The organism is Brucella sp. NBRC 12953 (genome assembly GCF_040369775.1).
Classification (GTDB): Bacteria; Pseudomonadota; Alphaproteobacteria; order Rhizobiales; family Rhizobiaceae; genus Brucella; species Brucella pseudogrignonensis.
Window position 1 is genome coordinate 747,257 of sequence record NZ_BAABSV010000001.1, and the last position, 24,916, is coordinate 772,172.

Below are 24,916 nucleotides of genomic sequence, written 5' to 3' on the forward strand. Positions count from 1 at the left end.
TGCAATATGCAGGCGAATGTTGTGCAACCGCATTTACGTAAAAGTCAATATTAAACCGTCACAATCCCGCACATTGGCTAATACAAGCCACTACATTTAACGTATGACCTTGCCATCATAGTGCCACCCATGCGTTATGAAATGACAATAGGATCAATAACTGACGGCGATTCATGCGGCGCTCTATCAAATTTACCCTTATTGGACTGGTTATTGTTGCGCTTGCCGGGGCAACTCCCTTTGCCGTCGAACCAATCGTCCAGAAGATCGGCAAAGGCTCAATCCGTCAACTGGCAAAAGATGGCAATTTCTGCACAACTGAGAATTGCGAAGAAGGTATAAACTATGCCATTGGCTTCCTTGAAACCAATTACGGTCTCTCACCGCAGAACGTAAAATGGTGCATGGGCGTCGATGTCATCGCTCATTATGAATTGCCATTTGCGAACGGGCTGAAAAAAGCAATAACCGATCGCATGTATCAGCGCTGCGGCGACCCTAGTCAGGACGAACCTGTCGGCAACTATACGGCAGAATAGAAGGCCTTTATTTAATGACGCGACTTTTGCGTATCGCTGCCTGGTCGATTCTGGTTTTAATCCTCGTGGTAACGATCAGCCCAATCCAGTTCCGTCCGATCACCGGCGAGCCTGCTGATCTGGAACGTTTTGCTGCTTTTTTTCTGGTCGGTTTTCTCTTTGCACTGGCCTACCCCCGCCAATGGCTGGCAGTCCTGCTACTGACGGTCGGTTGCGCAGGCATGTTTGAGCTGCTTCAGCGGCTCGCACCCGGACGGCACGGTGAATTTGCCGATTTCCTTTTCAAAGCGGTTGGTGCCCTTGCGGGCGTTTGTATAGGCCGAGGCTTGAGCCTCCTGCCTTTCTTTGAAAGCAAATTGAAGAGGTAAAATCTCTTTCCTCTAATGGAACCAATTGGTTGTCGGTACGTTTTATCCGCATCAATTCCAATGGAGGTTTCAAATGGCCGACAATAAGACTGCTAGCGACGTTCAACAGGCTCTGGAACAGCAGATTTCTGATCTTCGTGGTGAACTGAAGCGCCTGTCGAAATCCTTGGCATCCCGCTCAAGCGATCTGAGGGATTCTGCCGAAGATGCGTTTGATGATGCATCCGGACGTTTTCGCCACGCGGCACAGGTTGTTCGTGAGCGTGGTCAGGCTGTCGCGGAAACAGTCAAGGAAAACCCTGGTACGGCAACGACGCTTTTCGGCACCGCTGGTGTACTCGGAATTTTGATCGGCGTTGCAATTGGTTGCGTGATCTCCTCCGATCGCCGCTGATCAAAAAAAATCCTCCCGACTAACCCGCGCCCTCCCAGCGCGGGTTTTTCTATGGGCTTTACCTGCTTGTACAAGACTGCTACTCGAAGCCATTGGCAATCTGCCACCGGTCGCAGCCTACCCGGTCAAAACAAGGACAAACGCTTGATATGCAAGCGTGAAGACTGCACCGTGGCTTTTAAAAAGGCACGCAAATGTCTGAAAAGACGATATATTCCGATCTCAAGCAACTTGGATCGAACAGCACGATACCACAATCTCCCGAAGAGGCCATCCTTGAAAGGGTTGCAAACCCGCAAGCAGGAACGCCGTACTGCGTTCGCTTCACAGCACCAGAATTCACCTCTCTATGTCCTATGACCGGACAGCCGGATTTCGCTCATCTGATGATAGATTACGTTCCGGGCAAGTGGCTGGTCGAAAGCAAGTCGCTCAAGCTTTTCCTGTTCTCATTCCGCAATCATGGTGCTTTCCATGAGGATTGCACGGTTACAATCGGCAAGCGACTTGTTGAACTGTTGGACCCGGAATGGCTGCGCATTGGCGGCTATTGGTATCCGCGTGGCGGCATCCCGATTGATGTGTTTTATCAGACGGGCGAAACACCAAAGAATGTCTGGATCCCTGAACAGTCTGTACCCAATTATCGCGGTCGCGGCTGATCACAAATCCCTGTAACTATTGCCGCTCGAAGTCACGATGCTTATTATTAAGTCCCGTGATTGGCATCATTTCGAAACCGGAAACGCTCCAGATGAACAAAGTCGTCCTACTGATCTCGCTGGCCGTTCTTTCCGGCTGTGGTGCCGGAAAAGCGGCAATGGATGCAGGCAAAGGCTTTGATCGATTCGCTTGCATGTCTCGTAACATGAAGGGCGAGACGCCCTGCCCGCAGCCCGACAGTCCAAACCAAAATCCATAACCTGAAAAGAGGCAGTAATGGCCATTCAACCCCAAGATGTCCTCGATTTCTGGTTTTCTGCAAAGATGCGCGAAAACTGGTTCAGCAAAAGCGATGACATCGATGCGGAAATTCGCGAAAAATTTCTGGCAGCTTATGAAGATGCTCGCGCTGACAAGCTGGAAGACTGGAAACAGCAGCCGGAAAGTGCACTCGCGCTGACCATCCTGTTCGACCAGTTCCCGCGTAATATGTTCCGCGGCTCTCCACGCTCATTTGAAAGTGACGGCCTCGCCCGTGATGTTGCAGCGCAGGCGCTCGATCATGACTTCGACCGCAAACTTTCAGCTGAGCAACGTCAGTTCTTCTACCTGCCATTCATGCACAGCGAACATCTCAGTGATCAGAAACGCTGTGTCGATCTTTACGAAAAGCTGGGTGATGAGTTCTCGTTGGGCTTTGCCCGTCAGCATCACGATATTATCGAGCGTTTTGGTCGTTTTCCCCATCGCAATAATGTTCTGGGTCGCGAAACGACCAGCGAGGAAGCCGAATTCCTCAAGGAACATGCTGGTTTTTAAAGCATGTCTCCCAAAAGTGGGAACCGGTTTTGGATTAAGACATGCGTAAAAACAAAGCCTAAAGAAGTTTGTAAGGCAAGATACCACGGCGGTCGTGATCGACCGCCAGTTGGCTTTTCAGAGGCGGGACCGCACGCTGCACACATTCAGCTCGGTCACAGATACGGCAGGAAACACCAATCGGATCAAATGCCGAGCGTGTCGCAATATCCAGCCCATCCGCATAGACAAAATCCTGCGCGTGTGTGACTTCACATCCCAAAGCGATAGCATAACGACGCTGTGGTGCGTGAAACCCGCCCTCGCTCTTGGTTAGCTCGGTGGCAACGCAGAGGTAACGCGCGCCGTCTGGGGTTTCGGCCAACTGACGAATGATCCGCCCCGGCGTCTCGAATGCCTGATGAACATTCCACAACGGACAAGCCGCACCATAACGCGCAAATTGCAGCTTGGCCGCACTATGTCGCTTGGTGATGTTTCCGGCACGGTCGATTCGCGCAAAAAACACCGGCACGCCGCGCTGGCCTGAACGTTGTAAGGTGCTGAGACGATGCGCGACCTGCTCCAGACTTGCCCCAAAGCGCGAGGCTAGCAATTCCAGATCGTGCCGCAGCTCTTTGGCGGCTGAAAGAAACGTCTGATAGGGCAAGACCAGCGCACCAGCGAAATAATTGCGTAAACCAATTTTGCAAATCTCGACCGCTTCCAATGAGCGAAAATCCGCACGCTTAGCAATTGCAGTCACAAGCTCTTCCATCTCCAGTTCGGCAATTTGAAACGCTATTTGGAAATTGCGGGTCGACGCTGGCGAATAGGGATTAAGATAAAGAACGCGAGCAATTGGATCGAAGCGACGCAGAATAGCTTCATCGGGATCAGCGCGTGCAACACGAACACGATAGCGCTCCTCCATATATTGCGGTAGGGCAACACCGATATCGCGCGCCGGTATCTTCAGCTCATCCGCGAGCTTTTCTGCTGCAATATCAAGCTCATGAACATAGTTATCGATAAAATGAAAGAAGTCTCGCACTTCTTCATATGGCGCGGGCTCGGCGATAGAAGGCGCGCGACCGAGCTGGTTATCGAGACTTGCAAGCTGCTCACTGTTGCGCCGATAGGCCTGATGACAAGCAATCAGCGCATGAGCCAAACCCGGCGCATTTTGCGTGATGAGCTTCAGCTCCTGCAAATTCGGCTTGTAATTATCGAACACCGGATCGGCCAGCGCCTCGGATACTGCCGATAACAGCCGATCATCATCACCAAGCGAAATCGCACCAATATCGATCTGATAGTTTTCGGCCAATGCCAACAGCACAGCCGCCGAAACCGGACGCTGATTGTTCTCGATTTGATTCAGATAACTCGTTGAAATACCTAAGCGTTCAGCAAAGCCCGACTGTGTCGTCTTGTGCTGCTCACGTATTTCACGGATCTTCCTGCCAACATAGAGTTTTTTTGGTGCCATATTTGCAAATTCGCATTTCGCTATTTGCAAATTTATAAATTACACAATCGCACCTTTTCAAGCTTTCAGAATGCGGCATACTGGCTCTAAGCAGTTAGACAAATTCATAGCTTTCAAGGTTATAGCGAATGCAAGAACTTCTCGAACAGCTTGAAGCCCGTCGCGCCGAAGCCCGTCTTGGCGGCGGACAAAAGCGTATCGATGCGCAACACGGCAAAGGCAAGCTCACCGCCCGCGAAAGAATCGAAGTGCTTCTCGACGAAGGTTCGTTCGAAGAGTTCGATATGTATGTCACGCATCGCTGTACCGACTTCGGCATGGAAAAACAGAAAGTGGCAGGCGACGGCGTTGTGACCGGCTGGGGCACGATCAACGGTCGGCAGGTCTATGTCTTCAGTCAGGACTTCACGGTTCTTGGTGGCTCTCTGTCTGAGACGCACGCGCAGAAAATCTGCAAGATCATGGATATGGCCATGCAGAATGGTGCCCCTGTGATCGGCCTTAATGATTCCGGCGGCGCGCGCATTCAGGAAGGCGTTGCTTCGCTCGCAGGCTATGCCGATGTTTTCAAACGCAATGCCGATGCATCAGGTGTTATTCCGCAGATTTCCGTGATCATGGGGCCATGCGCCGGTGGCGCGGTCTATTCGCCCGCCATGACAGACTTCATCTTCATGGTGCGCGACAGCTCTTATATGTTCGTGACCGGCCCTGATGTGGTCAAAACAGTCACCAACGAAATTGTTACGGCGGAAGAACTCGGCGGCGCTTCGACCCATACGAAGAAATCTTCCGTTGCCGATGGTGCATTTGAAAACGACATCGAAGCGCTGGAACAGGTACGCATCCTGTTTGACTTCCTGCCGCTCAACAATCGCGAAAAGCCGCCCACTCGCCCTGTCTTCGATGACCCGGCGCGTCTTGAAATGCGGCTTGATACGCTGATCCCGGATAGCGCCAACAAGCCTTACGACATGAAGGAACTAATCCTCGCACTGGCGGATGAAGGCGATTTCTTTGAGATTCAGGAAGCCTTCGCCAAAAATATCATCACCGGCTTCATCCGTATGGAAGGCCAGACAATCGGCGTAGTCGCCAACCAGCCGATGGTATTGGCTGGCTGTCTCGATATTGATTCATCACGCAAGGCAGCGCGGTTCGTGCGTTTCTGCGATGCTTTCAGCATTCCGATCCTCACGCTGGTCGATGTTCCGGGCTTCCTCCCCGGCACAAGCCAGGAATATGGCGGCGTGATCAAGCACGGCGCGAAGCTTCTATTCGCGTATTCACAAGCGACCGTCCCAATGGTCACTCTCATTACCCGCAAGGCCTACGGCGGCGCATATGACGTGATGGCATCAAAGCATATCGGCGCTGACATCAATTATGCATGGCCGACTGCCGAAATCGCCGTGATGGGTGCCAAGGGTGCCACCGAAATCCTCTATCGCTCAGAACTGGGCGATACGGAAAAGATCGCCGCCCGCACCAAGGAATACGAAGAGCGTTTCGCCAATCCTTTCGTTGCCGCCGAGCGTGGCTTCATCGACGAAGTAATCATGCCGCATTCTTCCCGCCGCCGTATCGCCCGTGCGTTTTCTGCGCTTCGTAACAAAAGCCAGAACACGCCATGGAAGAAACACGACACTATTCCGCTCTGATAGCCACGGGTACGATACAGATGATCAAGAAAATCCTCATTGCCAATCGCGGCGAAATCGCGTGTCGGGTTATCAAAACCGCAAAGAAAATGGGCATTGCCACGGTCGCTGTCTATTCCGATGCGGACCGCAATGCGCTGCATGTCAAAATGGCCGACGAGGCCGTGCATATTGGACCAGCGCCCTCAAACCAGTCCTATATCGTGATCGATAAGATACTGGCGGCGATCAAAGAGACGGGTGCTGATGCGGTGCATCCGGGTTACGGCTTCCTGTCCGAAAACCCACGTTTTGCGGAAGCACTGAAAGCGGCCAATGTCACTTTCATCGGCCCGCCAGTGAATGCCATCGAGGCCATGGGTGACAAAATCACGTCCAAGAAGCTCGCGTCCGACGCTGGTGTATCCACCGTTCCCGGCCATATGGGACTGATCGAGGATGCAGACGAGGCGGTAAAAATCGCAAGTACAGTCGGCTATCCCGTGATGATCAAGGCTTCCGCTGGCGGCGGCGGCAAGGGAATGCGTATTGCATGGAATGATGACGAGGCGCGAGAAGGCTTCCAGCTTTCACGCAACGAAGCCAAAGCATCGTTTGGTGATGATCGCATTTTTATCGAAAAGTTCGTCACCCAACCACGCCATATCGAAATTCAGGTACTCGGCGACCAGCACGGCAATGTCACCTATCTGGGCGAACGCGAATGCTCCATTCAACGCCGCAATCAGAAGGTGATTGAAGAAGCGCCCTCGCCGTTCCTCGATGAAGCAACCCGCAAGGCTATGGGCGAACAGGCCGTGGCTCTCGCCAAGGCTGTTGGCTATTATTCTGCCGGTACGGTCGAGTTCATCGTTGATGGCGAGCGCAATTTCTACTTCCTTGAAATGAACACGCGCTTGCAGGTCGAGCATCCGGTTACGGAACTCATCACGGGCATCGATCTGGTTGAGGAAATGATCCGCGTGGCGTCGGGCGAAAAGCTGCGGATCAATCAAGCCGATGTAAAGCTCAACGGCTGGGCCATCGAAAGCCGTCTTTATGCCGAAGACCCGTATCGCAGCTTCCTGCCCTCTATTGGCAGGCTGACCCATTATCGTCCACCGGTCGAAGGTCGGCGCGATAATGGCTCTGTCATCCGCAACGATACCGGCGTCTTTGAGGGTGGCGAAATCTCAATGTATTATGACCCCATGATTGCAAAACTTTGCAGCTGGGGACCGGACCGGACCAGCGCTGTTGAAGCCATGGGCGACGCACTGGATGCGTTTGAAGTGGAAGGCATCGGTCACAACCTGCCATTTCTTTCCGCCGTTATGGAGCATCCGCGTTTTTGCGCAGGCGCGCTGACCACAGCCTTCATCGCTGAGGAATATCCCGACGGCTTTGCGGGCGTTACCGTGTCTGAAGAAGACGCGCATGTGCTGGCCGCGGTTTCAGCGCAGATCAACATGGCGATTGAACAGCGCAATGGCCTGATTTCCGGCCGTATCTCTTCACAGGCTCAGTCTGTATCAACCGATTGGGTCGTCACCCTGGGCGGCTTCAATTTGCCCATCAGGATCGCTGAAGGTGAAGGCGGCACAATAATCAACTTCGCTGACGGTAACAGCCTCCCCGTCGCCAGTGACTGGCATCCGGGGAAACAGCTCGGCTCGTTCACGGTCGGCGGCAAGTCAATTGCTGTCAAGGTTTTGCGCTCCGGCACCGGCTGGCGTTTGCGCTGGCGCGGCATTGATGTGATCGCTCATGTTCGTAAGCCACGCGTGGCAGAGCTCGCAAAGCTGATGCCTGTCAAGCTGCCACCAGATACGTCGAAGATGCTGCTCTGCCCTATGCCGGGCGTGATCACCTCAGTTCTCGTCAAAGATGGTGATACGGTCGAGGCAGGCCAGCCACTGGCAACAGTTGAAGCCATGAAAATGGAAAATGTTCTGCGTGCGGAACGCCGCGCCACCGTCAAACGAATTACCACGGAAGCAGGTGCGAGCCTCGCAGTCGACGAACTGATCATGGAATTTGAATAAGCTTTGAGGAGGCGCGCTTGCGCCTCTTGGAGGCAAAGCTTTATGGGATGGAGAATAAGCCAATGACGCAGAAAACCCGCGCGGATTGGGAGGCGTTGGCCGAGAAGGAACTGAAGCGTCCTGCCGATAGCCTCGTCTGGCACACGCCCGAAGGCATTGATGTGAAGCCGCTCTATACCGCCGACGATTTGGAACAGGTAGACCACTTAGGCACCCTGCCCGGCTTCGAGCCATTCCTGCGTGGCCCGCGTGCAACCATGTATGCGGGCCGTCCGTGGACCATCCGCCAATATGCGGGCTTTTCGACTGCCGAAGAGTCCAACAACTTTTACCGGAAGGCACTTGCGGCTGGTCAGCAAGGCGTATCGGTTGCTTTTGATCTTGCAACCCATCGCGGTTATGACAGCGATCATCCGCGCGTTGAAGGCGACGTCGGCAAGGCGGGCGTGGCAATTGACTCCGTCGAAGATATGAAAATCCTGTTCGACGGTATCCCGCTTGAGAAAATCTCCGTCTCCATGACGATGAACGGCGCTGTGATCCCGATCCTCGCCAATTTTATCGTCGCTGGTGAAGAACAGGGCGTTTCGCGCGATCTGCTGTCTGGCACCATTCAGAATGACATTCTGAAAGAGTTCATGGTCCGCAACACCTATATCTATCCGCCGGAACCATCGATGCGGATCATTGCGGATATTATCGCCTATACGGCGACAGAAATGCCGAAATTCAACTCGATTTCCATTTCCGGCTACCACATGCAGGAAGCCGGTGCGACGCTAGTGCAGGAACTGGCTTTCACGCTGGCTGACGGCCGCGAATATGTGCGCGCAGCTTTGAACAAAGGCCTCAATGTCGATGAATTCGCAGGGCGTCTGTCGTTCTTCTTCGCCATTGGCATGAACTTCTTTATGGAAATCGCCAAGCTACGAGCAGCGCGCCTACTCTGGTCGCGCATCATGAAGGAATTCGACCCGAAGAAGCCCGGCTCGCTGATGCTGCGCACCCATTGCCAGACATCGGGCGTCTCATTGCAGGAACAGGACCCGTATAACAATATCGTCCGCACCGCTTTTGAAGCAATGTCGGCAGCCCTTGGAGGTACGCAGTCCCTGCACACCAATTCTTTTGACGAAGCCATTGCTTTACCGACAGAATTTTCCGCCCGTATCGCCCGTAATACACAGCTCATTCTACAAAACGAAACCGGCGTCACCAAAGTCGTAGATCCACTCGCAGGCTCCTATTACATCGAAAGCCTGACGAATGAACTGGCAGAAAAAGCATGGGCTTTGATCGAAGAGATTGAAGGTCTTGGCGGCATGACCAAAGCCGTTGAAAGCGGCTTGCCCAAGCGGCTGATTGAGGAAGCAGCCACGCGCCGACAGGCGGCAGTCGACAAGGGCGAGGAAGTCATCGTCGGCGTCAACAAGTTTCGTCTGGAACAGGAAGACAATATCGACATTCTTGAAATCGATAACACCGCCGTCCGCAATTCACAGATCGCACGCCTCAACCGGATCAAGGAAACCCGCAACAAGGACAAAGTCGAAGCAGCGCTTTCTGAACTGGAAAAGGTCGCGAAAACCGGAGAAGGCAACATCCTTGCGGCGGCAGTCGAAGCTTCACGCGCCCGCGCAACCGTTGGAGAAATCTCCGATGCCATGCGTAGCGCCTTCGGTGATCATGCAGCTGTGCCGAAGGTCGTTAGCAAGGTTTATGGCACCGCCTACGAAAATGAGCCGGAATATCTGACCCTTGTAGAGCGTCTCGAAGAGTTCTCCAGACATAGCGGCGACAACCCCCGTCTGATGGTAGCCAAGCTCGGTCAGGACGGCCATGATCGTGGTGCGAAAATCATCGCTTCCGCCTTTGGCGATATCGGCTTTGAAGTGCTGGCTGGACCTCTGTTCCAAACGCCAGATGAAGCCGCAGACATGGCAATCAAGGCCAAGGTACATGTACTTGGCGTGTCTTCGCTCGCAGCCGGACACAAGACACTGTTGCCGCAGCTAGTCGAAACACTTCGCAAAAAAGGTGCCGAAAATATCATCGTTGTATGTGGCGGGGTCGTACCGCGCCAAGACTATCAATATCTTTTCGACCATGGCGTATCAGCAGTATTCGGCCCCGGCAGCAATGTACTTGATTGCGCGCGCGCCGTGCTTGACCTCATGGAAGGCAAGCGGCGCAATTTATAATATTATCAATAATATACGGGCACTATGAGACTCATTTTATGAGCCGTTTCAGAAGCCGGATGAATTGTCCGGCTTCTCATTGTCTAGATCCAATCAGTTCTTCGGCCCCGCGAAACCTGCAATGGCAGAACTTGTCACGGACACTGGATCACTAGCCGGAAAAGTATCTTCCAAACCCTCGTCCAGCTGTCGTTCAAGCTCGGTACGATCACCGGCGCGACGCGCACTTGGAATGGTGATCTGGCTTGCCGGTTCAATACCACATTCAATACAGGCAACGCTTAGAGCTTCACCGAGCTTGAGTGCTGCTTTGCGGATCACAGCATCGCGTGAAAGCTCGGCACCTGTGTCGTTCTCGACCTTGACGGTAATGCGTTCTTCGCTCTCGGTTACAAATTCGACCATATAGGTCGCGAAACCGCCAAGCGAACTGACACGGGTTTCAACGATATCCATGGCTTTTACCTCCGTGTTTCACCTGCTGAAACAACGGCAAACGACCACGATAGTTCCCGAAAAGGAACCTGTGTCATGCTGAAACGTTTTCTGGCAAATTGTGGGAGGAAGCGATGTCTCAATTTTTCACGCGAGTGAGTGAGAAAGCCGCAGAACTTGCCGGGCACTATGCTGCATTTATTCTGGCAACAATGTTCATTGTCGTTTGGGGTATCAGCGGGCCATTTTTCGATTTTTCTGACACCTGGCAGCTGGTGATAAACACATCGACCACGATCATCACTTTTCTGATGGTGTTTCTTATCCAAAATTCGCAGGACCGCGAAGCCAGCGCCACCCAGGCAAAGCTCGATGAAATCCTAAACCTCGTTTCCAAAACACGAAGCGAGACGATTGGTGCAGAGCATCTCCCACTCGATAAGCTCAAGTTGATCTTAAAACATCTCGAACAGGAAGGCGAAAAACGCGCAACTGCCGCCGCCGTGCAGGAAGAGAATGAATGAAACGACGTAGCCGCCTTTTCCTGAAACAACTCGTGCCTATATCCAAAATGTGGACGAATTAATCAAAAACAGAAAGGACGTCTTATGGCCATTACAAGAAAGGAAGAAGCCCGCGCCCTCAATGCTGAAGAGAAGGAGCTGGTCGAGAAATCTCATCACCCTCACCTTCAGGACGTACCAGACTCCGAGCTATCACAATTGGCAAAGCTATTGCGCGACCGTCGCAGCAAGGCGCGCGATCAGGCCCACCAGCGGCGTCGCGAAATGCGTGGAAAAACTGCCGCAAGAGGCGCTTCTGCATCCAAGGCTGATGAAGGTTCGCATGTGAAGGTGTCTGTGCTGGCAATGGCAATGCGCCGCATCAATGCAGAAGTTGATCGCCGCCGCAGCATGTCAGCCAGCAACGAACTTATAGCAAATGCGCAAAAAGCATTGGCAACAAAGAAAGCCAATGAAAAGCCGGATAAGTCATTCAACACGCGTCATGCGCGCCATGGGATGCGCAACATACCGAATGAAAAGACCGATAGCTTGATCCGACCCATGGAGCGTGGCCGTCTGAAAAAGGCTGCAAGTGTCGCTCAGGCTAAGCGCGATTCCAGACAGGAAGCCGCCAGCTGATCCTGTTCTTATCCATGCCTCTCTCGAGCGGAGTCGTATTGAGAGAGGCAATTAAAACAATATATTGAAGTCTTTTCTTGTAAAATTACCTACAGCATTTCCAATGCCGTTTTCCGGGTTGGTGGCGCGAAAGTCCGATCCAGCAAAGTTACCTGCTCTTCCGTTAACTTGATATCTGCAGCATTTCGATTTTCGCGAACATGACTGAGCTTCGACGTTTTTGGAATAGCAATGACATTGCCATTTCGCATGGTCCATGCAAGCGCGACTGCAGCAGGCGATACGCCGATTTCATCCGCAACTTCATGAAGAACGCTGTTGCCCAAAAGCCTCCCCTGTTCGATCGGAGAATAGGCCATCAATGGCACTTCGCGAGCGGCACACCATGGCAACAAATCGAATTCTGGTCCGCGCCGGATAAGATTATACAAAATCTGATTGGTCGCGACCGCCTTGCCGCCAGCAATATTGGTCAGCTCCTGCATGTCATCCGTGTCGAAATTGCTGACACCCCATGCGCCGATTTTGCCGGCCCGCTGTAGCTCTTCAAATGCAGAAAGGGTTTCTTCCAATGGATAGCGACCACGCCAATGCAACAGGTAAAGATCAATCTTTTCTGTGCCAAGGCGCTTAAGGCTGCGCTCACAGGATTCAATCGTTCCCTGAGCAGAGGCGTTATAGGGAAGCACTTTGCTGACGAGAAATACATCATCGCGACGGCCTCCGATCGCCTCGCCGACGACCTCTTCCGCTCCACCGTCTGCGTACATTTCTGCGGTGTCGATAAGGGTCATGCCAAGTTCGATACCGCATTGCAGCGCCTCAACTTCAAGCCGTCGCTGCCGCGCATCCTCACCCATATACCATGTGCCCTGCCCAAGCGCTGGCACATGGGTGCCCGACACCATTTTCACTTGCGGAATTTGTCCGGTCATGGTTCGCCTCTTGATGCTTCAGTAAGCGCATAAAATCGCGACTACGAAAAACATAGGCTAGATCAGGCGAACTGCAAGCCAAAGCCTTGCATCAAGCGGCGGATGGCATAATCCGGCTTCTGCGATGTAAATACCGCCAGATCATCGTGATGGTGCAATTCCTCATCAATCTGTCTTGGCTGCAATAGCGATACAGTACGGCGCGCTATGGCTTCTGCCGGATCAAGCCAATCCACCGGCCATGGCGCCAGTCTGCGGAAAACATTTGCGAGGAATGGGTAATGCGTGCAGGCCAACACGACGATATCCGTCCGTTCACCATCTTTTTCGACAAAACATGGCGCGATCTGCTCAACGACCAGCGCCTCATCGATCTTTTCACCGCGAATATGGGCTTCCGCAACGCCTGCAAGCCTGTCAGCTCCCACCAGGCGCACATGGCATTGGGTGGCGAATGACTGGATAAGGTCGCGTGTATAAGCGCGCTTGACCGTGCCCGGCGTTGCCAGAACCGAAACAAGCCCCGACGACGTACGTTCAGCGGCAGGCTTGATTGCAGGCACCGTACCAACAAATGGCACAGCAGGATAAGCGCAACGCAAATCGTCGAGCACCAGTGTAGAGGCCGTATTGCACGCAATAACCGCGATTTCAGGATCATACTCGGCGATAAACCCGCCAAAGAGCTCGACAATGCGTGCGCGCAGTGCTTCCTCTTCCCAATCGCCGTAAGGGAAACCGGCATCGTCGGCGATATAGACAAATCGCCGGTCCGGCATCATCACCCGCAACTCGCGCAGAACGGTCAATCCGCCAATACCGCTATCGAAGACCAGAACGGGTCTTTCATCTGTCACCAGCGGTTTGGCAGAAACGTCTGCTGCGGGCGCGTGTTTCATTCAGCCTTGTCCTCTGTTGCAGGCTTGCGGGCCCGGCTTTCCGGTGCGCCTGAGCCGCGCGGCTTTTTTGGTGTGAAAACATCAAGCGAAGTGATGACGCCACGCAGAAGCTTGAGCTCTGCGGATGCAAAACCTGCGCGCGTCAGCACCGAGCGCAGATTGTTGACCATGATTTCTTTCTTCGCCTCGGGGCGGAAATAACCCCGAATATCAAGCGCTTCTTCCAGATGATTGAAAAGACTCTGCAATTCCAGCTTGGGCGCTGCTTCCATTTCCGGACCACGGAAAACCGTATCGGTATCGCTCTCAAGGCCCGACTTCATCCACTCATAAGACATAAGCAGTACAGCCTGCGCGATGTTGAGCGATGCAAAGGCCGGATTAACCGGAAATGTCACCAGTTCATCTGCGAGGCCAACTTCCTCATTGCTGAGACCAAAACGCTCGCGTCCGAACATGATGCCAGTCTTTTCACCAGCGGTAAAACGACGACGCAATTCGCCATTTGCTTCGACAGGGCTGCGCACCTGTTTAAAACCATCGCGCTCGCGTGCTGTGGTGGCATAAACGAAATTGAGGTCAGCAAGCGCTGATGGAAGATCGTCATAAACAACGGCATTGTCGATGATGTGATCGGCCTTGCTTGCGGCTGCGCGTGCCTTTTCACTCGGAAATTCTTCGCGCGGCTCAACCAGACGCAATTCGGCAAGACCAAAATTCGCCATAGCGCGCGCCACCATGCCGATATTCTCCGGCAATTGCGGGTTCACCAGAATGATCGCCGGTCCCTCGGTGATCAAAGGGCGCTGTTTGTCTGTTCCTGCCATGGTAATTTCCGTCACTACTTTATAAACACGGCGCTTCCCTGACATAATTGACGAAAAATCGCAAAGATTCCCCTTACATTCCATATCGAAAATCGCGTGTAGTAGCGGAATAACACCAGTCTTCTTCCCATCCATGTCAGACTGTCGGCACCGACATTGACGTTTACAGGGAGGAAAATCATGTCCGGCAAAAAGATTCTCATGATTTGCGGCGACTTCTGCGAAGATTACGAAACCATGGTTCCGTTTCAGACGCTGCTCGCTGTGGGCCACAAAGTCCATGCCGTCTGCCCCGGGAAAAAGGCAGGCGATGCCATTGCTACCGCTATCCACGACTTTGAAGGCCATCAAACCTACACCGAAAAGCCAGGCCATAATTTCACGCTCAACGCTACTTTCGCGGACGTCAAAGCCGACAGCTATGACGCACTCGTCATTCCCGGTGGTCGTGGCCCTGAGTATCTGCGCCTTGATGAAAAGGTCATCGCCATCGTCAGACACTTCTTTGAAGCTGGCAAACCCGTTGCAGCCGTCTGCCACGGCGCACAGTTGCTCGCGGCTGCACGCGTTCTGGAAGGTCGCACCTGCTCGGCATATCCCGCCTGCCGCCCTGAGGTAGAGCTGGCTGGCGGCACTTATGCTGATATTCCGGTGGATCAGGCAGTCACTGATGGCAATCTGGTAACAGCGCCCGCATGGCCGGCCCATCCGGAATGGTTGTCACAATTCCTCGCCGTTCTCGGCACCAAAATCACACACGCCTGATTGTAAGCTGCCTGCAATGCTAAGCTGGTTGCAGGCAGCTCCAAACTGCGCGACATTGGGACGGGAGATATTTCGGGAGGAACATATGTGCAGATTGTTCATTGGGGCGGATACCGAACTCTGGCAAAGCGTCACGCGCTCACTGCGCATTGATGGCGTCGTAACCAGTGTGCGGCTCGAAAATTTCTTCTGGTGGACGCTGGAAGATATAGCCACGCATGACGATCTGACCGTCAATCGCCTTCTCGGTCGCCTCTATGAGGAATCCCGCACGGAAGGCCACGACCTCGATAATTTCGCATCGTTTCTGCGCGTTTGCTGCGGGCGCTATCTGGCACTACAGGTCAATGGTTTGATACCTACAGAAAAATCGACTGCGATCTCGACGCTGGATGCAGATGCCATTCTGCTGCTTGAGCAGGAAACTTATCGTGATCAGCGCTCAGAATGGCGAAAATCCACCCATCACGCCGCCTGAAAATGTGCCTATAGGCCAAAGAATAAGCCTCTTACGCTTTGCCTTCGCGTTTACCGATGCTATACGAGCGCGACGCATTAAATGAGAGGCATTATCAATGGCAAAAATCAAGGTTGCAAACCCGGTCGTTGAACTCGACGGCGATGAGATGACCCGCATCATCTGGCAGTTCATCAAGGACAAGCTGATCCATCCATACCTCGACATCGATCTGAAATATTACGATCTGTCGGTCGAGCACCGTGATGCTACCAATGACCAGGTTACCATTGATGCTGCAAACGCCATCAAGGAACACGGCGTTGGCGTCAAGTGCGCAACCATCACGCCGGACGAAGCCCGTGTTGAAGAATTCAAGCTCAAGAAGATGTGGAAGTCGCCTAACGGCACCATCCGTAACATCCTCGGCGGCGTTATCTTCCGCGAGCCAATCATCTGCAAGAACGTTCCTCGCCTGGTTCCAGGCTGGACCCAGCCAATCATCGTTGGCCGTCACGCTTTTGGTGACCAGTACCGCGCGACCGATTTCAAGTTCCCTGGCAAGGGCACGCTGTCGATCAAGTTCGTCGGTGAAGACGGCGAAACCATCGAGCACGAAGTCTATCAGGCTCCGGCTGCTGGCGTGGCAATGGCCATGTACAATCTCGACGAATCGATCCGCGAATTTGCACGCGCTTCGCTGAACTACGGCCTGCAGCGCAACTATCCGGTCTATCTCTCGACCAAGAACACCATTCTCAAGGCCTATGACGGCCGCTTCAAGGACATCTTCGAAGAAGTCTATCAGGCTGAATTCGCTGAGAAGTTCAAGGAAGCAAAGATCTGGTACGAACATCGCCTGATCGACGATATGGTTGCTTCGGCCCTCAAGTGGTCTGGCGGTTATGTCTGGGCTTGTAAGAACTACGACGGCGACGTTCAGTCCGACATCGTGGCACAGGGCTTCGGCTCGCTCGGTCTGATGACCTCGGTTCTGATGACGCCAGATGGCAAGACCGTTGAAGCGGAAGCTGCACACGGCACCGTGACCCGTCACTATCGCCAGCATCAGAAGGGGGAAGAAACTTCGACCAACTCGATTGCTTCGATCTTCGCATGGACCCGCGGCCTCGCACATCGTGCAAAGCTCGACAACAATGCCGAGCTGAAGCGCTTTGCCGACACGCTGGAAAAGGTCTGCGTCGATACTGTCGAAAGCGGCTACATGACCAAGGATCTGGCGCTGCTCATCGGTCCAGATCAGCCTTGGCTCTCTACCACTGGCTTCCTCGACAAGATCGACGAAAACCTTCAGAAGGCAATGGCTGCGTAAACGCAAGCAAAGTCACATAAAAACGGCGGGATTTTCCCGCCGTTTTTTGTTCGCACAAGACTATTTATCGCTCGTAAGCGCAAATGCTCCCCGATAGTCTGTTGATTCAGAAAAAGGGAGAACTGATATGTCGACAATTCGGGCGTTAACGCCGCAAGACCGGACTGCGTGGGAGCCATTATGGAAAGCCTATCAGGTCTTTTACGAAGTCGACATTCCCGTAGAGACAACTGACATTACATGGGGTCGCTTTCACGATGCGTCTGAGCCCATGCACGCACTGGGCGCGTTTGATGACGATGGACGCCTTGTTGGCATCGTCCATGTGATCTTTCACCGCTCCTGCTGGTTGCCAAAATGGACCTGCTATCTCCAGGATCTCTATGTCGAAAACTCTCAGCGTGGAAAAGGCACAGGTGCCGCACTGATTGAGGCTGTGGCCAGTCTTGCTCGTGAAGAAGGTGCTGGCCGCCTCTATTGGCTTACGCATGAAAGCAATGCGAAAGCGCGTCGTCTTTATGACAGCATCGCGCAAGAGTCTGGTTTCATTCAATATCGCAAGGCGCTCTAAAAAAGCTGGTTTCCCGTTTCTTTTTGCTGCAAGAAAGAGCATCCTTGCTCAGAGTTTGCAGGGAGGATCAGCAATGAGCGATCTGAAGCTTTACACCAATCCCATGTCACGCGGACGCATTGCACGCTGGATGCTCGAAGAGATCGGGCAACCCTATGATGTTGAAATACTGGATTACGGCCCACCCATGAAAGGGCCAGACTATTGCGCCATCAATCCGATGGGCAAAGTGCCTGCCCTTCGTCATGGCAACGACATCGTCACGGAAGTAGCAGCCATCTGTGCCTATCTTGCGACCACCTTCCCTGAATCTGGTCTTGCCCCGCATCCGGACGAGCGCGCCGATTTCTATCGCTGGCTTTTCTTCACATCTGGCCCGGTCGAAGCCGCTCTGTCCAACCACGCGCTGGGTTATGAAGTGCCAGCCGACAAGCAGGGTATGGTCGGCTATGGCAATTACGATACGGTTGTTAGTACGCTTGAAAATGCAGTGTCACGCCATACCTACATCACCGGATCACGCTTTAATGCGGCTGATGTCTATGTCGGCTCACATATCGGATGGGGTTTGCGCTTTGGCACCTTGCCAGCGAAGCCTGCCTTTAAGGCTTATTGGGATCGTCTGAAAGATCGCCCTGCGATGAAACGTGCCAATGACCTGGATGATGCCGCCGCAGCCGCAGCGGCTTCAAAACATTAGTTAAAGCATTTCCACCAAAAGGGCGAAGCGGCTTTGCGCGGGATAATGCTATAAAAACAAATAGATAGAGAGGTTTCAATGATTCAATATTAACTGGAACCGCTCTAAAGCTGAAAAGCCTTAGCAAAGGCCTGGGCGCCATTGAGTGAGAAGGCAATAACACGACCTTCCTCCCGACGCGCCCAACCTTTATCGATGAAGTTTTTCAGAAGCGCTGCACCGAGCGCACCGCCCAAGTGGTTGCGTCTCTCACTCCAGTCTAGACAATGACGGCACAGTGGCCGTTTGCCCTTTTGCAGCGTATCAACATCGATGCCCATGCAAGAGAAGAATGACTTTCCTTCATCAGTAAGCAGTGGCTCGTTGGCATCATTGATCATACCGAGCTTATACGATGCATCAAGCATTTCCACGCCGCGCTCGCCCGCCAGATGATCGTAACAAATCCGCGCCTTACGCAGCGCATGATCTTTCGGGCCAGTGCGAACACGCACGGCGCCGGTTCGCTGTGCAAGCCCCATAAGCCCTTCGAGCACCTGCGCCACATCCGTACCTGATAGCCTGAAATAACGATGCCTGCCCTGCTTCTCAGCCACCAGCAAATTGGCAGCATCAAGCTTGGAAAGATGACCGCTAGCTGTCTGAAGTGTCACGCCTGCGGCGGCGGCAAGTTCGCTTACCGTCAAAGCACGACCGTCCATCAGCGCAGTCAGCATGTTTGCGCGCGCCGGATCACCCAAAAGTGCTGCAACAGAAGCTATGATCGGTCCGTCTTTCATACTTCGATGCTAACCGAAGCATGGATGAAGTTCAATACGCTAAAACATCTCCAGCAAATCAGCCAATTTCAGGAGATAAGAATGATTACCTGCTTCATCCGCTATCAAATCGACCCGTTCAAAGCCGATGCTTTCGCGGAATATGCACGCAATTGGGGACAGGCAAGCCCACGTTGTGGCGCGAAGCTGATTGGCTATTTCGGCCCGCATGAGGGCTCCACCACAACCGCTTATGGTGTTTATTCAGTCGAAGACCTTGCTGCCTATGAACAGTTTCGCGCACGTCTGGCCGCAGACCCAATCGGCCGGGCAAACTATGAATTCGCGAAGCGAGAGCAATTCATCCGGTCTGAAGAGCGCATATTTCTTAAGCTTCAATCAGCTCCACATGCGGAGTTTATCAAGCCATGATCGCTGTCATCTTTGAAGTCTGGCCAGCAGATGATGAAAGGCGCGAGCAGTATCTCGATATCGCCGCAAGCCTGCGCGCCGATTTGGCAAAAATTGACGGCTTCATATCCATTGAACGCTTTCAAAGCCTGGTTGAGCCAGAAAAGCTGCTGTCTCTCTCCTTCTGGCGTGACGAAGATGCCGTAAAGCAGTGGCGTAATCTGCCAACACATCGGATCGCACAGACGAAAGGGCGCGGCGGTGTGTTTGAAAACTACCGTCTACGTGTTGCGAATGTCGCTCGCGATTACGGGCTCGATCAACGCGAAGAAGCTCCTGACGATAGCCGCAAGATTCACGCAGCATAAAATAGGCCGGGAAAATCCCGGCCTTTTCATTCTTATAAGAAATTTATCAGACGATAAGCGCTTTAACCGCTGCGATTGCATCATTTGCCTTGGTGCCATCGGGACCACCGGCCTGAGCCATATCCGGACGACCGCCGCCGCCAGCGCCACCGAGCGCACCAGAAGCAGCGCGAACCAGATCAACTGCACTGAACCTACCAACCAGATCTTCGGTCACAGCAGCAACTGCGCTTGCCTTGCCATCTTCACCAACACCGATGAAGAGGACAACACCAGAGCCAACCTGCTTCTTGCCTTCGTCGGCAAGCGGCTTGAGATCACGCGGCGAGACACCTGTCACAACCTTGCCAAGGAAATTGACACCGTTGACGGTTTCCACAGCGCTACCACCGTCCGAAGAACCACCGCTCAACGCAAGCTGTCTGCGTGCTTCGGTAAGTTCTCGTTCGAGTTTCTTGCGCTCATCAACCAGAGCATTGACGCGCTCCAGTGCTTCCGATGGCGTGGTTTTCAGCACGCCGGCGATTGCCTTGACGCGCTCGTCCTGTTCTTCGAGGTAAAGGCGAGCCGCCTCACCCGTCAGAGCTTCCATACGACGGACACCGGCGGCAACACCGCTATCAGATAGAATGCGAACGAGACCTATATCACCGGTCTGGCGCACATGCGTACCACCACAAAGCTCAACCGAGTAAGCCTTACCGGCCTTTTCGCCGTGCTTCGCCGTGCCCATGGAAACGACGCGGACTTCATCGCCGTATTTTTCGCCAAAAAGCGCCATCGCACCTTCGGCAATCGCATCATCCACAGCCATCAAGCGCGTGGTGACTTGTGCATTCTGCAGAATGATCTCGTTGGCGAGATTTTCAACAGCTGTCAGTTCCTCAGCCGAAATCGGCTTTGGGTGCGAGAAGTCAAAGCGCAGACGATCAGGCGCGACGAGCGAACCCTTCTGTGCAACGTGAGAACCCAAAGTTTCACGCAGCGCTTCATGCAAGAGGTGAGTGGCCGAGTGATTGGAACGGATGCGCGTGCGACGCTCTCCATCAACCTTTAACTCAACCGGTTCACCAACCTTTGCCGAACCCTTGGTAACTTCGCCGGTGTGAACGAAGAGGCCTTCACCCTTCTTCTGGGTGTCTTTGATCGTGATGACAAAGCCTTCGCCGGAGATTGTTCCGGTATCGCCCTGCTGACCACCAGATTCACCGTAGAATGGCGTCTGGTTGACTACGACGGACACGGTTTCGCCTTCGGCAGCCGATGCCACTTCTGCGCCATCACGCACGAGGGCAGCAATAACACCTTCCGCACTTTCGGTTTCATAGCCGAGGAACTCGGTCGCGCCGACCTTATCCTTGATGCCGAACCAGATGGTTTCGGTTGCAGCCTCGCCCGAACCGGTCCAGTTGGCACGAGCTTCGGCCTTTTGGCGCTGCATAGCGGAATTGAAACCATCAGTATCGACCGTCACGCCGCGCTGGCGCAAAGCGTCCTGCGTCAGATCAAGCGGGAAACCATAGGTATCGTAAAGTTTGAACGCGGTTTCGCCATCAAGACGATCACCTTCAACCAAGTTTTCCGAAGCATCGGAAAGCAGGCCGAGGCCGCGTTCCAACGTCTTGCGGAAACGGGTTTCCTCCAGCTTGAGCGTTTCGGAAATAAGCGCTTCTGCGCGGATGAGTTCCGGGTAGGCCTGGCCCATTTCGCGGATCAGCGCTGGCAGCAGACGCCACATCAATGGCTGGCTCGCGCCAAGCAGCTGCGCATGGCGCATAGCGCGACGCATGATGCGGCGCAGAACATAACCGCGACCTTCATTAGACGGCAGAACGCCGTCGGCAATCAAGAAGCTCGATGCACGCAGATGATCGGCAATCACGCGATGGCTGGCGCGGAAATCGCCTTCAGCCTTAACGCCTGTTGCTTCTTCCGAAGCACGGATAAGCGCCTTAAACAGATCGATATCGTAGTTATCGTGCACGCCCTGAAGGACGGCCGCAACACGCTCAAGGCCCATGCCTGTGTCAATCGACGGGCGTGGAAGATCAATGCGCTGATCAGGAGTAACCTGCTCGAACTGCATGAAAACGAGGTTCCAGATTTCAATGAAACGATCGCCGTCTTCATCAGCTGATCCGGGAGGTCCACCCCAAATATGATCGCCATGATCATAGAAGATTTCCGAGCAAGGACCGCAAGGCCCGGTATCACCCATAGCCCAGAAGTTGTCATTCGTTGCAATGCGGATGATACGATCATCCGAAAGACCGGCAATCTTCTTCCAGAAATTCGCAGCATCATCATCCGTGTGATAGACGGTGACGAGCAGCTTGTCCTTGTTAAGGCCAAATTCCTTGGTGATCAGGTTCCAGGCATGGCTGATCGCTTCTTCCTTGAAGTAATCACCAAACGAGAAATTGCCGAGCATTTCAAAGAAAGTGTGGTGGCGTGCTGTATAGCCCACATTATCCAGATCGTTATGCTTGCCGCCAGCGCGTACGCATTTCTGCGAAGTGGTCGCGCGGCTGTAAGGGCGCTGCTCAAGACAAGTAAAAACGTTCTTGAACTGCACCATACCCGCATTGGTGAACATCAGCGTCGGGTCGTTACGAGGAACGAGCGGGCTTGATGAAACGACTTCATGTCCGTTTTTGCGGAAATAGTCGAGGAATGTGGACCTTATCTCGTTGACGCCAGCCATAATTCACCCTTGGACATTTTCTGCCCTGCATGAGATGCGCAAAAAAATACGCATCAATTATATAATCTCCACCCGCAGGAATGCGGCGATATACGGCACATTTTGCCGCCACGCTTCGACTACCCGATAATGGAAAGCCCGTAAGGTAGAGTTTCGGTTGTCCGCTTTTAGCGGCGTGCTGCTTTTCTGTCCAGATAAGCAGTGTGCGCTATAAAAGCAATTTCGCCCGGAAACCTAGAAAACGGCATCTATGCAACAGTGTTGAACCATAGGAGAACCAATAATTCGGCTTCACCGTAAATGCTGCGCGTAATGTCTGACGCGATGCGCCCCAGCTCAAAAACAAAAGCCCCGCATTTTCGTGCGGGGCTTTTGTCAAATTATAGAGCCAGGAAACTTATGCTTCGGCTGCGTCTGGACCGTCATCCGCTTCCGGACCACCATCTTCAAGGAATTGCTCGGCGATCAAGCCGGCGTTCTGACGGAGTGTCGTTTCGATTTCTTTCGCGACTTCCGGATTATCCTTGAGGTACTGCTTGGCGTTTTCGCGGCCCTGCCCGAGACGCTGGGAATTATAGGAGAACCATGCGCCAGACTTCTCGACCACACCGGCTTTAACGCCAAGGTCGACCAGCTCACCAGTCTTGGAAACACCTGCACCATACATGATGTCGAACTCGACCTGCTTGAATGGAGGGGCAAGCTTGTTCTTGACCACCTTCACGCGAGTCTGGTTACCAACGACCTCGTCACGTTCCTTGATCGAACCAATACGGCGAATATCAAGACGTACAGAAGCATAGAACTTCAGTGCATTACCGCCGGTCGTTGTTTCAGGCGAACCGAACATAACGCCGATCTTCATACGAATCTGGTTGATGAAGATGACCATGCAGTTTGAACGCGAAATCGAAGCGGTGAGCTTGCGCAGAGCCTGGCTCATCAGACGCGCCTGAAGGCCCGGCAAAGAATCGCCCATTTCGCCTTCAATTTCAGCACGCGGCGTAAGAGCAGCAACCGAGTCGACAACCAGAACATCGATAGCACCGGAACGCACAAGCGTATCCGTGATTTCAAGTGCCTGTTCGCCAGTATCAGGCTGAGAAATCAGCAGGTTTTCAAGATCAACGCCAAGCTTGCGGGCATATACCGGATCAAGTGCGTGTTCCGCATCCACGAATGCGCAAATACCACCCTTCTTCTGTGCTTCTGCAATCGTATGCAGTGCGAGAGTGGTTTTACCCGAACTTTCCGGGCCATAGATTTCTACGATACGTCCCTTGGGCAGACCGCCGACGCCCAATGCGATATCGAGAGAAAGCGAGCCGGTTGGCACAGTCTCAATATCGACGACCTCGTTCTGACCGAGCCGCATGATTGAGCCCTTGCCGAACGCACGTTCAATTTGCGACAGCGCCGCATCAAGTGCCTTAGTCTTGTCCACTGAATTTTCCTCAACGAGTCGCAATGATTTCTGAGACATCTTACACCATCCTCTTGCCTCGCTAGAAGCCCATAGGGCTCATCGCCAATATCTATTTGTATCCGTTTTGTTCCAATTTAGCAACCTAGTCAAGCAATTGATTTAGATAGGTATAATTTTTTTGTTCTATTATTGTTCTATAATATTAGAAATGGCAAATGTGAATCGCTATCCACGCATTAGTTAAGAAAAACTGAAGTTTTTGATACACGATTCTTCAAAATACAAAACGCAGCCCTTCTTCCGAAGGACTGCGCTGAAAAAGAATCTGACTGATTCTTGATTTATCAGCTTGCGCCACGAAGCGGCGAAATCTGAATTTCAACGCGGCGGTTCTGCGCGCGGCCATCCGGCGTCGCATTGGTCGCAACTGGCTGGCTAGCGCCGTAACCGATAACCGCAAAGCGACGTGGATCGATACCCTGCGAACCCAGATAGCTTGCAACAGACGACGCACGGCGCTGCGAGAGACCTTGATTGTAGCTAGCACTACCGGTCGAGTCAGTGTGACCGAGAACGTCAACAAGAGTCTGGTTGAACTTACGCAGAACAATCGCAACCGAGTTCAGCGTTGGGTAGAACTGGCTCTTAACCTGATCCTGATCTGTATCGAAGGTAATGGCTGAAGGCATGTTCAGGATAATCTGGTCGCCATTACGCGTAACTGAAACGCCAGTGCCCTGCAGCTGATTGCGCAGTTCGGATTCCTGACGATCCATGTAATTGCCGATTGCGCCGCCACCCAAAGCACCAATACCGGCGCCGATCAGGACTGCATTGCGCTGAGCGCGGCTGGAGCCGCCGACCATGAGGCCGCCAAGCGCACCAACAGCGGCACCGATTGCAGCGCCACCGGCGGTGTTTGATACCTTCTGTTCACCGGTATAAGGATCGGTGGTGCAGCCTGCCAGAAATGTGGCACCAATTAGGGCAATCCCGATTTTCTTCAGCATGTATTGGTAATCCTCAATTGTCGATTCGTCGC

General features: G+C 53.2%; 27 protein-coding genes. 18 read left to right on the top strand and 9 right to left on the bottom strand.

Annotation, left to right across the window (positions count from 1 at the left end; genetic code table 11):
* Positions 1–173 precede the first annotated feature (173 nt).
* From ABWV94_RS03625 to ABWV94_RS03650, 6 genes are all read left to right on the top strand, one after another.
* Positions 174–539: a hypothetical protein gene (locus tag ABWV94_RS03625; protein ID WP_113498504.1), complete on the top strand. Its 366-nt coding sequence runs from the start codon at positions 174–176 to the stop codon at positions 537–539.
* Positions 540–553: 14 nt separating this feature from the next.
* Entirely contained in the window at positions 554–907 is a 354-nt protein-coding gene (locus ABWV94_RS03630; RefSeq protein ID WP_064320696.1) for a VanZ family protein, read from the top strand.
* Between the two features lie 73 nt (positions 908–980).
* Entirely contained in the window at positions 981–1,301 is a 321-nt protein-coding gene (locus ABWV94_RS03635) for an ElaB/YgaM/YqjD family protein (protein WP_007875256.1), read from the top strand.
* Positions 1,302–1,495: 194 nt separating this feature from the next.
* Positions 1,496–1,963, top strand: a complete 468-nt coding sequence (queF, locus tag ABWV94_RS03640) for a preQ(1) synthase (protein WP_113498506.1) — start codon at positions 1,496–1,498, stop codon at positions 1,961–1,963.
* 92 nt (positions 1,964–2,055) lie between these two features.
* Positions 2,056–2,223 (top strand): hypothetical protein, encoded by a 168-nt coding sequence (locus ABWV94_RS03645; protein ID WP_200635142.1) that lies wholly within the window; start codon positions 2,056–2,058, stop codon positions 2,221–2,223.
* Positions 2,224–2,240: 17 nt separating this feature from the next.
* Entirely contained in the window at positions 2,241–2,783 is a 543-nt protein-coding gene (locus ABWV94_RS03650; RefSeq protein ID WP_079211969.1) for a DUF924 family protein, read from the top strand.
* Between the two features lie 58 nt (positions 2,784–2,841).
* On the opposite strand, the gene ABWV94_RS03655 is transcribed toward ABWV94_RS03650, so the two are convergent.
* A complete protein-coding gene (locus tag ABWV94_RS03655) occupies positions 2,842–4,254 on the bottom strand; it encodes a helix-turn-helix domain-containing protein (RefSeq protein WP_113498509.1) in 1,413 nt (470 codons plus the stop codon).
* A gap of 128 nt (positions 4,255–4,382) precedes the next feature.
* Here ABWV94_RS03655 and ABWV94_RS03660 point away from each other — a divergent pair, with 128 nt between their 5' ends.
* From ABWV94_RS03660 to scpA, 3 genes are all read left to right on the top strand, one after another.
* On the top strand, positions 4,383–5,915 hold the full coding sequence (locus tag ABWV94_RS03660; protein ID WP_112812808.1) for an acyl-CoA carboxylase subunit beta: 1,533 nt from the start codon (positions 4,383–4,385) through the stop codon (positions 5,913–5,915).
* 20 nt (positions 5,916–5,935) lie between these two features.
* A complete protein-coding gene (locus ABWV94_RS03665; RefSeq protein ID WP_353412653.1) occupies positions 5,936–7,939 on the top strand; it encodes an acetyl-CoA carboxylase biotin carboxylase subunit in 2,004 nt (667 codons plus the stop codon).
* 62 nt (positions 7,940–8,001) lie between these two features.
* Positions 8,002–10,140: a methylmalonyl-CoA mutase gene (gene scpA, locus ABWV94_RS03670; RefSeq protein ID WP_113498512.1), complete on the top strand. Its 2,139-nt coding sequence runs from the start codon at positions 8,002–8,004 to the stop codon at positions 10,138–10,140.
* Between the two features lie 93 nt (positions 10,141–10,233).
* Here the strand turns inward: scpA and ABWV94_RS03675 are convergent, their stop codons facing one another.
* Entirely contained in the window at positions 10,234–10,596 is a 363-nt protein-coding gene (locus tag ABWV94_RS03675; RefSeq protein WP_007875272.1) for a hypothetical protein, read from the bottom strand.
* A gap of 113 nt (positions 10,597–10,709) precedes the next feature.
* Between ABWV94_RS03675 and ABWV94_RS03680 the strand changes: the two genes are divergently transcribed.
* Both ABWV94_RS03680 and ABWV94_RS03685 read left to right on the top strand, forming a co-directional pair.
* Positions 10,710–11,099 carry a low affinity iron permease family protein gene (locus ABWV94_RS03680; RefSeq protein ID WP_079211973.1) on the top strand — a complete coding sequence of 130 codons (390 nt, stop codon included), beginning with the start codon at positions 10,710–10,712 and terminating at the stop codon, positions 11,097–11,099.
* An 84-nt stretch (positions 11,100–11,183) separates the two neighbouring features.
* Complete coding sequence (locus ABWV94_RS03685) at positions 11,184–11,720, top strand: hypothetical protein (protein ID WP_079211974.1); 537 nt, start codon at positions 11,184–11,186, stop codon at positions 11,718–11,720.
* A gap of 89 nt (positions 11,721–11,809) precedes the next feature.
* Here ABWV94_RS03685 and ABWV94_RS03690 read toward each other — a convergent pair whose 3' ends face one another.
* The 3 genes from ABWV94_RS03690 to ABWV94_RS03700 all read right to left on the bottom strand — a co-directional run bounded on the left by ABWV94_RS03690 (position 11,810) and on the right by ABWV94_RS03700 (position 14,381).
* Positions 11,810–12,655: an aldo/keto reductase gene (locus ABWV94_RS03690; protein ID WP_079211975.1), complete on the bottom strand. Its 846-nt coding sequence runs from the start codon at positions 12,653–12,655 to the stop codon at positions 11,810–11,812.
* Between the two features lie 62 nt (positions 12,656–12,717).
* Positions 12,718–13,554, bottom strand: a complete 837-nt coding sequence (murI, locus tag ABWV94_RS03695) for a glutamate racemase (protein WP_079211976.1) — start codon at positions 13,552–13,554, stop codon at positions 12,718–12,720.
* The gene (locus ABWV94_RS03700; RefSeq protein ID WP_007875278.1) at positions 13,551–14,381 is read right to left on the bottom strand and encodes an RNA methyltransferase; all 831 of its coding nucleotides are present in this window, start codon (positions 14,379–14,381) and stop codon (positions 13,551–13,553) included. Before ABWV94_RS03700 ends, murI begins: the two co-directional genes overlap by 4 nt.
* 180 nt (positions 14,382–14,561) lie before the next feature.
* Between ABWV94_RS03700 and ABWV94_RS03705 the strand changes: the two genes are divergently transcribed.
* From ABWV94_RS03705 to ABWV94_RS03725, 5 genes are all read left to right on the top strand, one after another.
* A complete protein-coding gene (locus ABWV94_RS03705) occupies positions 14,562–15,146 on the top strand; it encodes a DJ-1/PfpI family protein (RefSeq protein WP_007875279.1) in 585 nt (194 codons plus the stop codon).
* 85 nt (positions 15,147–15,231) lie between these two features.
* Positions 15,232–15,624 (top strand): ribbon-helix-helix domain-containing protein, encoded by a 393-nt coding sequence (locus tag ABWV94_RS03710; RefSeq protein WP_113498514.1) that lies wholly within the window; start codon positions 15,232–15,234, stop codon positions 15,622–15,624.
* 97 nt (positions 15,625–15,721) lie between these two features.
* Positions 15,722–16,936, top strand: a complete 1,215-nt coding sequence (locus ABWV94_RS03715; RefSeq protein WP_007875282.1) for an NADP-dependent isocitrate dehydrogenase — start codon at positions 15,722–15,724, stop codon at positions 16,934–16,936.
* 127 nt (positions 16,937–17,063) lie between these two features.
* Positions 17,064–17,507 carry a GNAT family N-acetyltransferase gene (locus tag ABWV94_RS03720; protein ID WP_113498516.1) on the top strand — a complete coding sequence of 148 codons (444 nt, stop codon included), beginning with the start codon at positions 17,064–17,066 and terminating at the stop codon, positions 17,505–17,507.
* 73 nt (positions 17,508–17,580) lie between these two features.
* Positions 17,581–18,207 carry a glutathione S-transferase family protein gene (locus tag ABWV94_RS03725; RefSeq protein WP_079211979.1) on the top strand — a complete coding sequence of 209 codons (627 nt, stop codon included), beginning with the start codon at positions 17,581–17,583 and terminating at the stop codon, positions 18,205–18,207.
* A 104-nt stretch (positions 18,208–18,311) separates the two neighbouring features.
* Here ABWV94_RS03725 and ABWV94_RS03730 read toward each other — a convergent pair whose 3' ends face one another.
* Entirely contained in the window at positions 18,312–18,986 is a 675-nt protein-coding gene (locus ABWV94_RS03730; protein WP_113498518.1) for an ArsR/SmtB family transcription factor, read from the bottom strand.
* Between the two features lie 81 nt (positions 18,987–19,067).
* On the opposite strand from ABWV94_RS03730, the gene ABWV94_RS03735 reads away from it, so the two are divergent.
* Together ABWV94_RS03735 and ABWV94_RS03740 are read left to right on the top strand one after the other, a co-directional pair.
* Positions 19,068–19,397: an NIPSNAP family protein gene (locus tag ABWV94_RS03735; RefSeq protein ID WP_079211981.1), complete on the top strand. Its 330-nt coding sequence runs from the start codon at positions 19,068–19,070 to the stop codon at positions 19,395–19,397.
* Positions 19,394–19,744 (top strand): antibiotic biosynthesis monooxygenase family protein, encoded by a 351-nt coding sequence (locus ABWV94_RS03740; RefSeq protein ID WP_064320712.1) that lies wholly within the window; start codon positions 19,394–19,396, stop codon positions 19,742–19,744. Before ABWV94_RS03735 ends, ABWV94_RS03740 begins: the two co-directional genes overlap by 4 nt.
* Positions 19,745–19,790: 46 nt before the next feature.
* On the opposite strand, the gene alaS is transcribed toward ABWV94_RS03740, so the two are convergent.
* The 3 genes from alaS to ABWV94_RS03755 all read right to left on the bottom strand — a co-directional run bounded on the left by alaS (position 19,791) and on the right by ABWV94_RS03755 (position 24,884).
* On the bottom strand, positions 19,791–22,448 hold the full coding sequence (gene alaS / locus ABWV94_RS03745; protein ID WP_113498520.1) for an alanine--tRNA ligase: 2,658 nt from the start codon (positions 22,446–22,448) through the stop codon (positions 19,791–19,793).
* Positions 22,449–22,845: 397 nt separating this feature from the next.
* A complete protein-coding gene (gene recA / locus ABWV94_RS03750; RefSeq protein WP_064320714.1) occupies positions 22,846–23,931 on the bottom strand; it encodes a recombinase RecA in 1,086 nt (361 codons plus the stop codon).
* Positions 23,932–24,218: 287 nt separating this feature from the next.
* Positions 24,219–24,884, bottom strand: a complete 666-nt coding sequence (locus tag ABWV94_RS03755) for a YiaD family glycine zipper/OmpA-like lipoprotein (protein WP_064320715.1) — start codon at positions 24,882–24,884, stop codon at positions 24,219–24,221.
* Positions 24,885–24,916 lie beyond the last annotated feature (32 nt).

Coding starts and splice junctions, on each gene's coding strand:
- queF (WP_113498506.1), top strand. CDS start 1,496: ATGTCTGAAAAGACGATATATTCCGATCTCAAGCAACTTGGATCGAAC.
- ABWV94_RS03655 (WP_113498509.1), bottom strand. CDS start 4,254: ATGGCACCAAAAAAACTCTATGTTGGCAGGAAGATCCGTGAAATACGT.
- ABWV94_RS03705 (WP_007875279.1), top strand. CDS start 14,562: ATGTCCGGCAAAAAGATTCTCATGATTTGCGGCGACTTCTGCGAAGAT.
- ABWV94_RS03660 (WP_112812808.1), top strand. CDS start 4,383: ATGCAAGAACTTCTCGAACAGCTTGAAGCCCGTCGCGCCGAAGCCCGT.
- ABWV94_RS03650 (WP_079211969.1), top strand. CDS start 2,241: ATGGCCATTCAACCCCAAGATGTCCTCGATTTCTGGTTTTCTGCAAAG.
- ABWV94_RS03625 (WP_113498504.1), top strand. CDS start 174: ATGCGGCGCTCTATCAAATTTACCCTTATTGGACTGGTTATTGTTGCG.
- ABWV94_RS03680 (WP_079211973.1), top strand. CDS start 10,710: ATGTCTCAATTTTTCACGCGAGTGAGTGAGAAAGCCGCAGAACTTGCC.
- ABWV94_RS03735 (WP_079211981.1), top strand. CDS start 19,068: ATGATTACCTGCTTCATCCGCTATCAAATCGACCCGTTCAAAGCCGAT.
- ABWV94_RS03740 (WP_064320712.1), top strand. CDS start 19,394: ATGATCGCTGTCATCTTTGAAGTCTGGCCAGCAGATGATGAAAGGCGC.
- scpA (WP_113498512.1), top strand. CDS start 8,002: ATGACGCAGAAAACCCGCGCGGATTGGGAGGCGTTGGCCGAGAAGGAA.
- ABWV94_RS03700 (WP_007875278.1), bottom strand. CDS start 14,381: ATGGCAGGAACAGACAAACAGCGCCCTTTGATCACCGAGGGACCGGCG.
- murI (WP_079211976.1), bottom strand. CDS start 13,554: ATGAAACACGCGCCCGCAGCAGACGTTTCTGCCAAACCGCTGGTGACA.
- ABWV94_RS03715 (WP_007875282.1), top strand. CDS start 15,722: ATGGCAAAAATCAAGGTTGCAAACCCGGTCGTTGAACTCGACGGCGAT.
- ABWV94_RS03645 (WP_200635142.1), top strand. CDS start 2,056: ATGAACAAAGTCGTCCTACTGATCTCGCTGGCCGTTCTTTCCGGCTGT.
- ABWV94_RS03710 (WP_113498514.1), top strand. CDS start 15,232: ATGTGCAGATTGTTCATTGGGGCGGATACCGAACTCTGGCAAAGCGTC.
- ABWV94_RS03665 (WP_353412653.1), top strand. CDS start 5,936: ATGATCAAGAAAATCCTCATTGCCAATCGCGGCGAAATCGCGTGTCGG.
- ABWV94_RS03720 (WP_113498516.1), top strand. CDS start 17,064: ATGTCGACAATTCGGGCGTTAACGCCGCAAGACCGGACTGCGTGGGAG.
- ABWV94_RS03690 (WP_079211975.1), bottom strand. CDS start 12,655: ATGACCGGACAAATTCCGCAAGTGAAAATGGTGTCGGGCACCCATGTG.
- recA (WP_064320714.1), bottom strand. CDS start 23,931: ATGTCTCAGAAATCATTGCGACTCGTTGAGGAAAATTCAGTGGACAAG.
- ABWV94_RS03725 (WP_079211979.1), top strand. CDS start 17,581: ATGAGCGATCTGAAGCTTTACACCAATCCCATGTCACGCGGACGCATT.
- ABWV94_RS03635 (WP_007875256.1), top strand. CDS start 981: ATGGCCGACAATAAGACTGCTAGCGACGTTCAACAGGCTCTGGAACAG.
- ABWV94_RS03730 (WP_113498518.1), bottom strand. CDS start 18,986: ATGAAAGACGGACCGATCATAGCTTCTGTTGCAGCACTTTTGGGTGAT.
- alaS (WP_113498520.1), bottom strand. CDS start 22,448: ATGGCTGGCGTCAACGAGATAAGGTCCACATTCCTCGACTATTTCCGC.
- ABWV94_RS03630 (WP_064320696.1), top strand. CDS start 554: ATGACGCGACTTTTGCGTATCGCTGCCTGGTCGATTCTGGTTTTAATC.
- ABWV94_RS03755 (WP_064320715.1), bottom strand. CDS start 24,884: ATGCTGAAGAAAATCGGGATTGCCCTAATTGGTGCCACATTTCTGGCA.
- ABWV94_RS03675 (WP_007875272.1), bottom strand. CDS start 10,596: ATGGATATCGTTGAAACCCGTGTCAGTTCGCTTGGCGGTTTCGCGACC.
- ABWV94_RS03685 (WP_079211974.1), top strand. CDS start 11,184: ATGGCCATTACAAGAAAGGAAGAAGCCCGCGCCCTCAATGCTGAAGAG.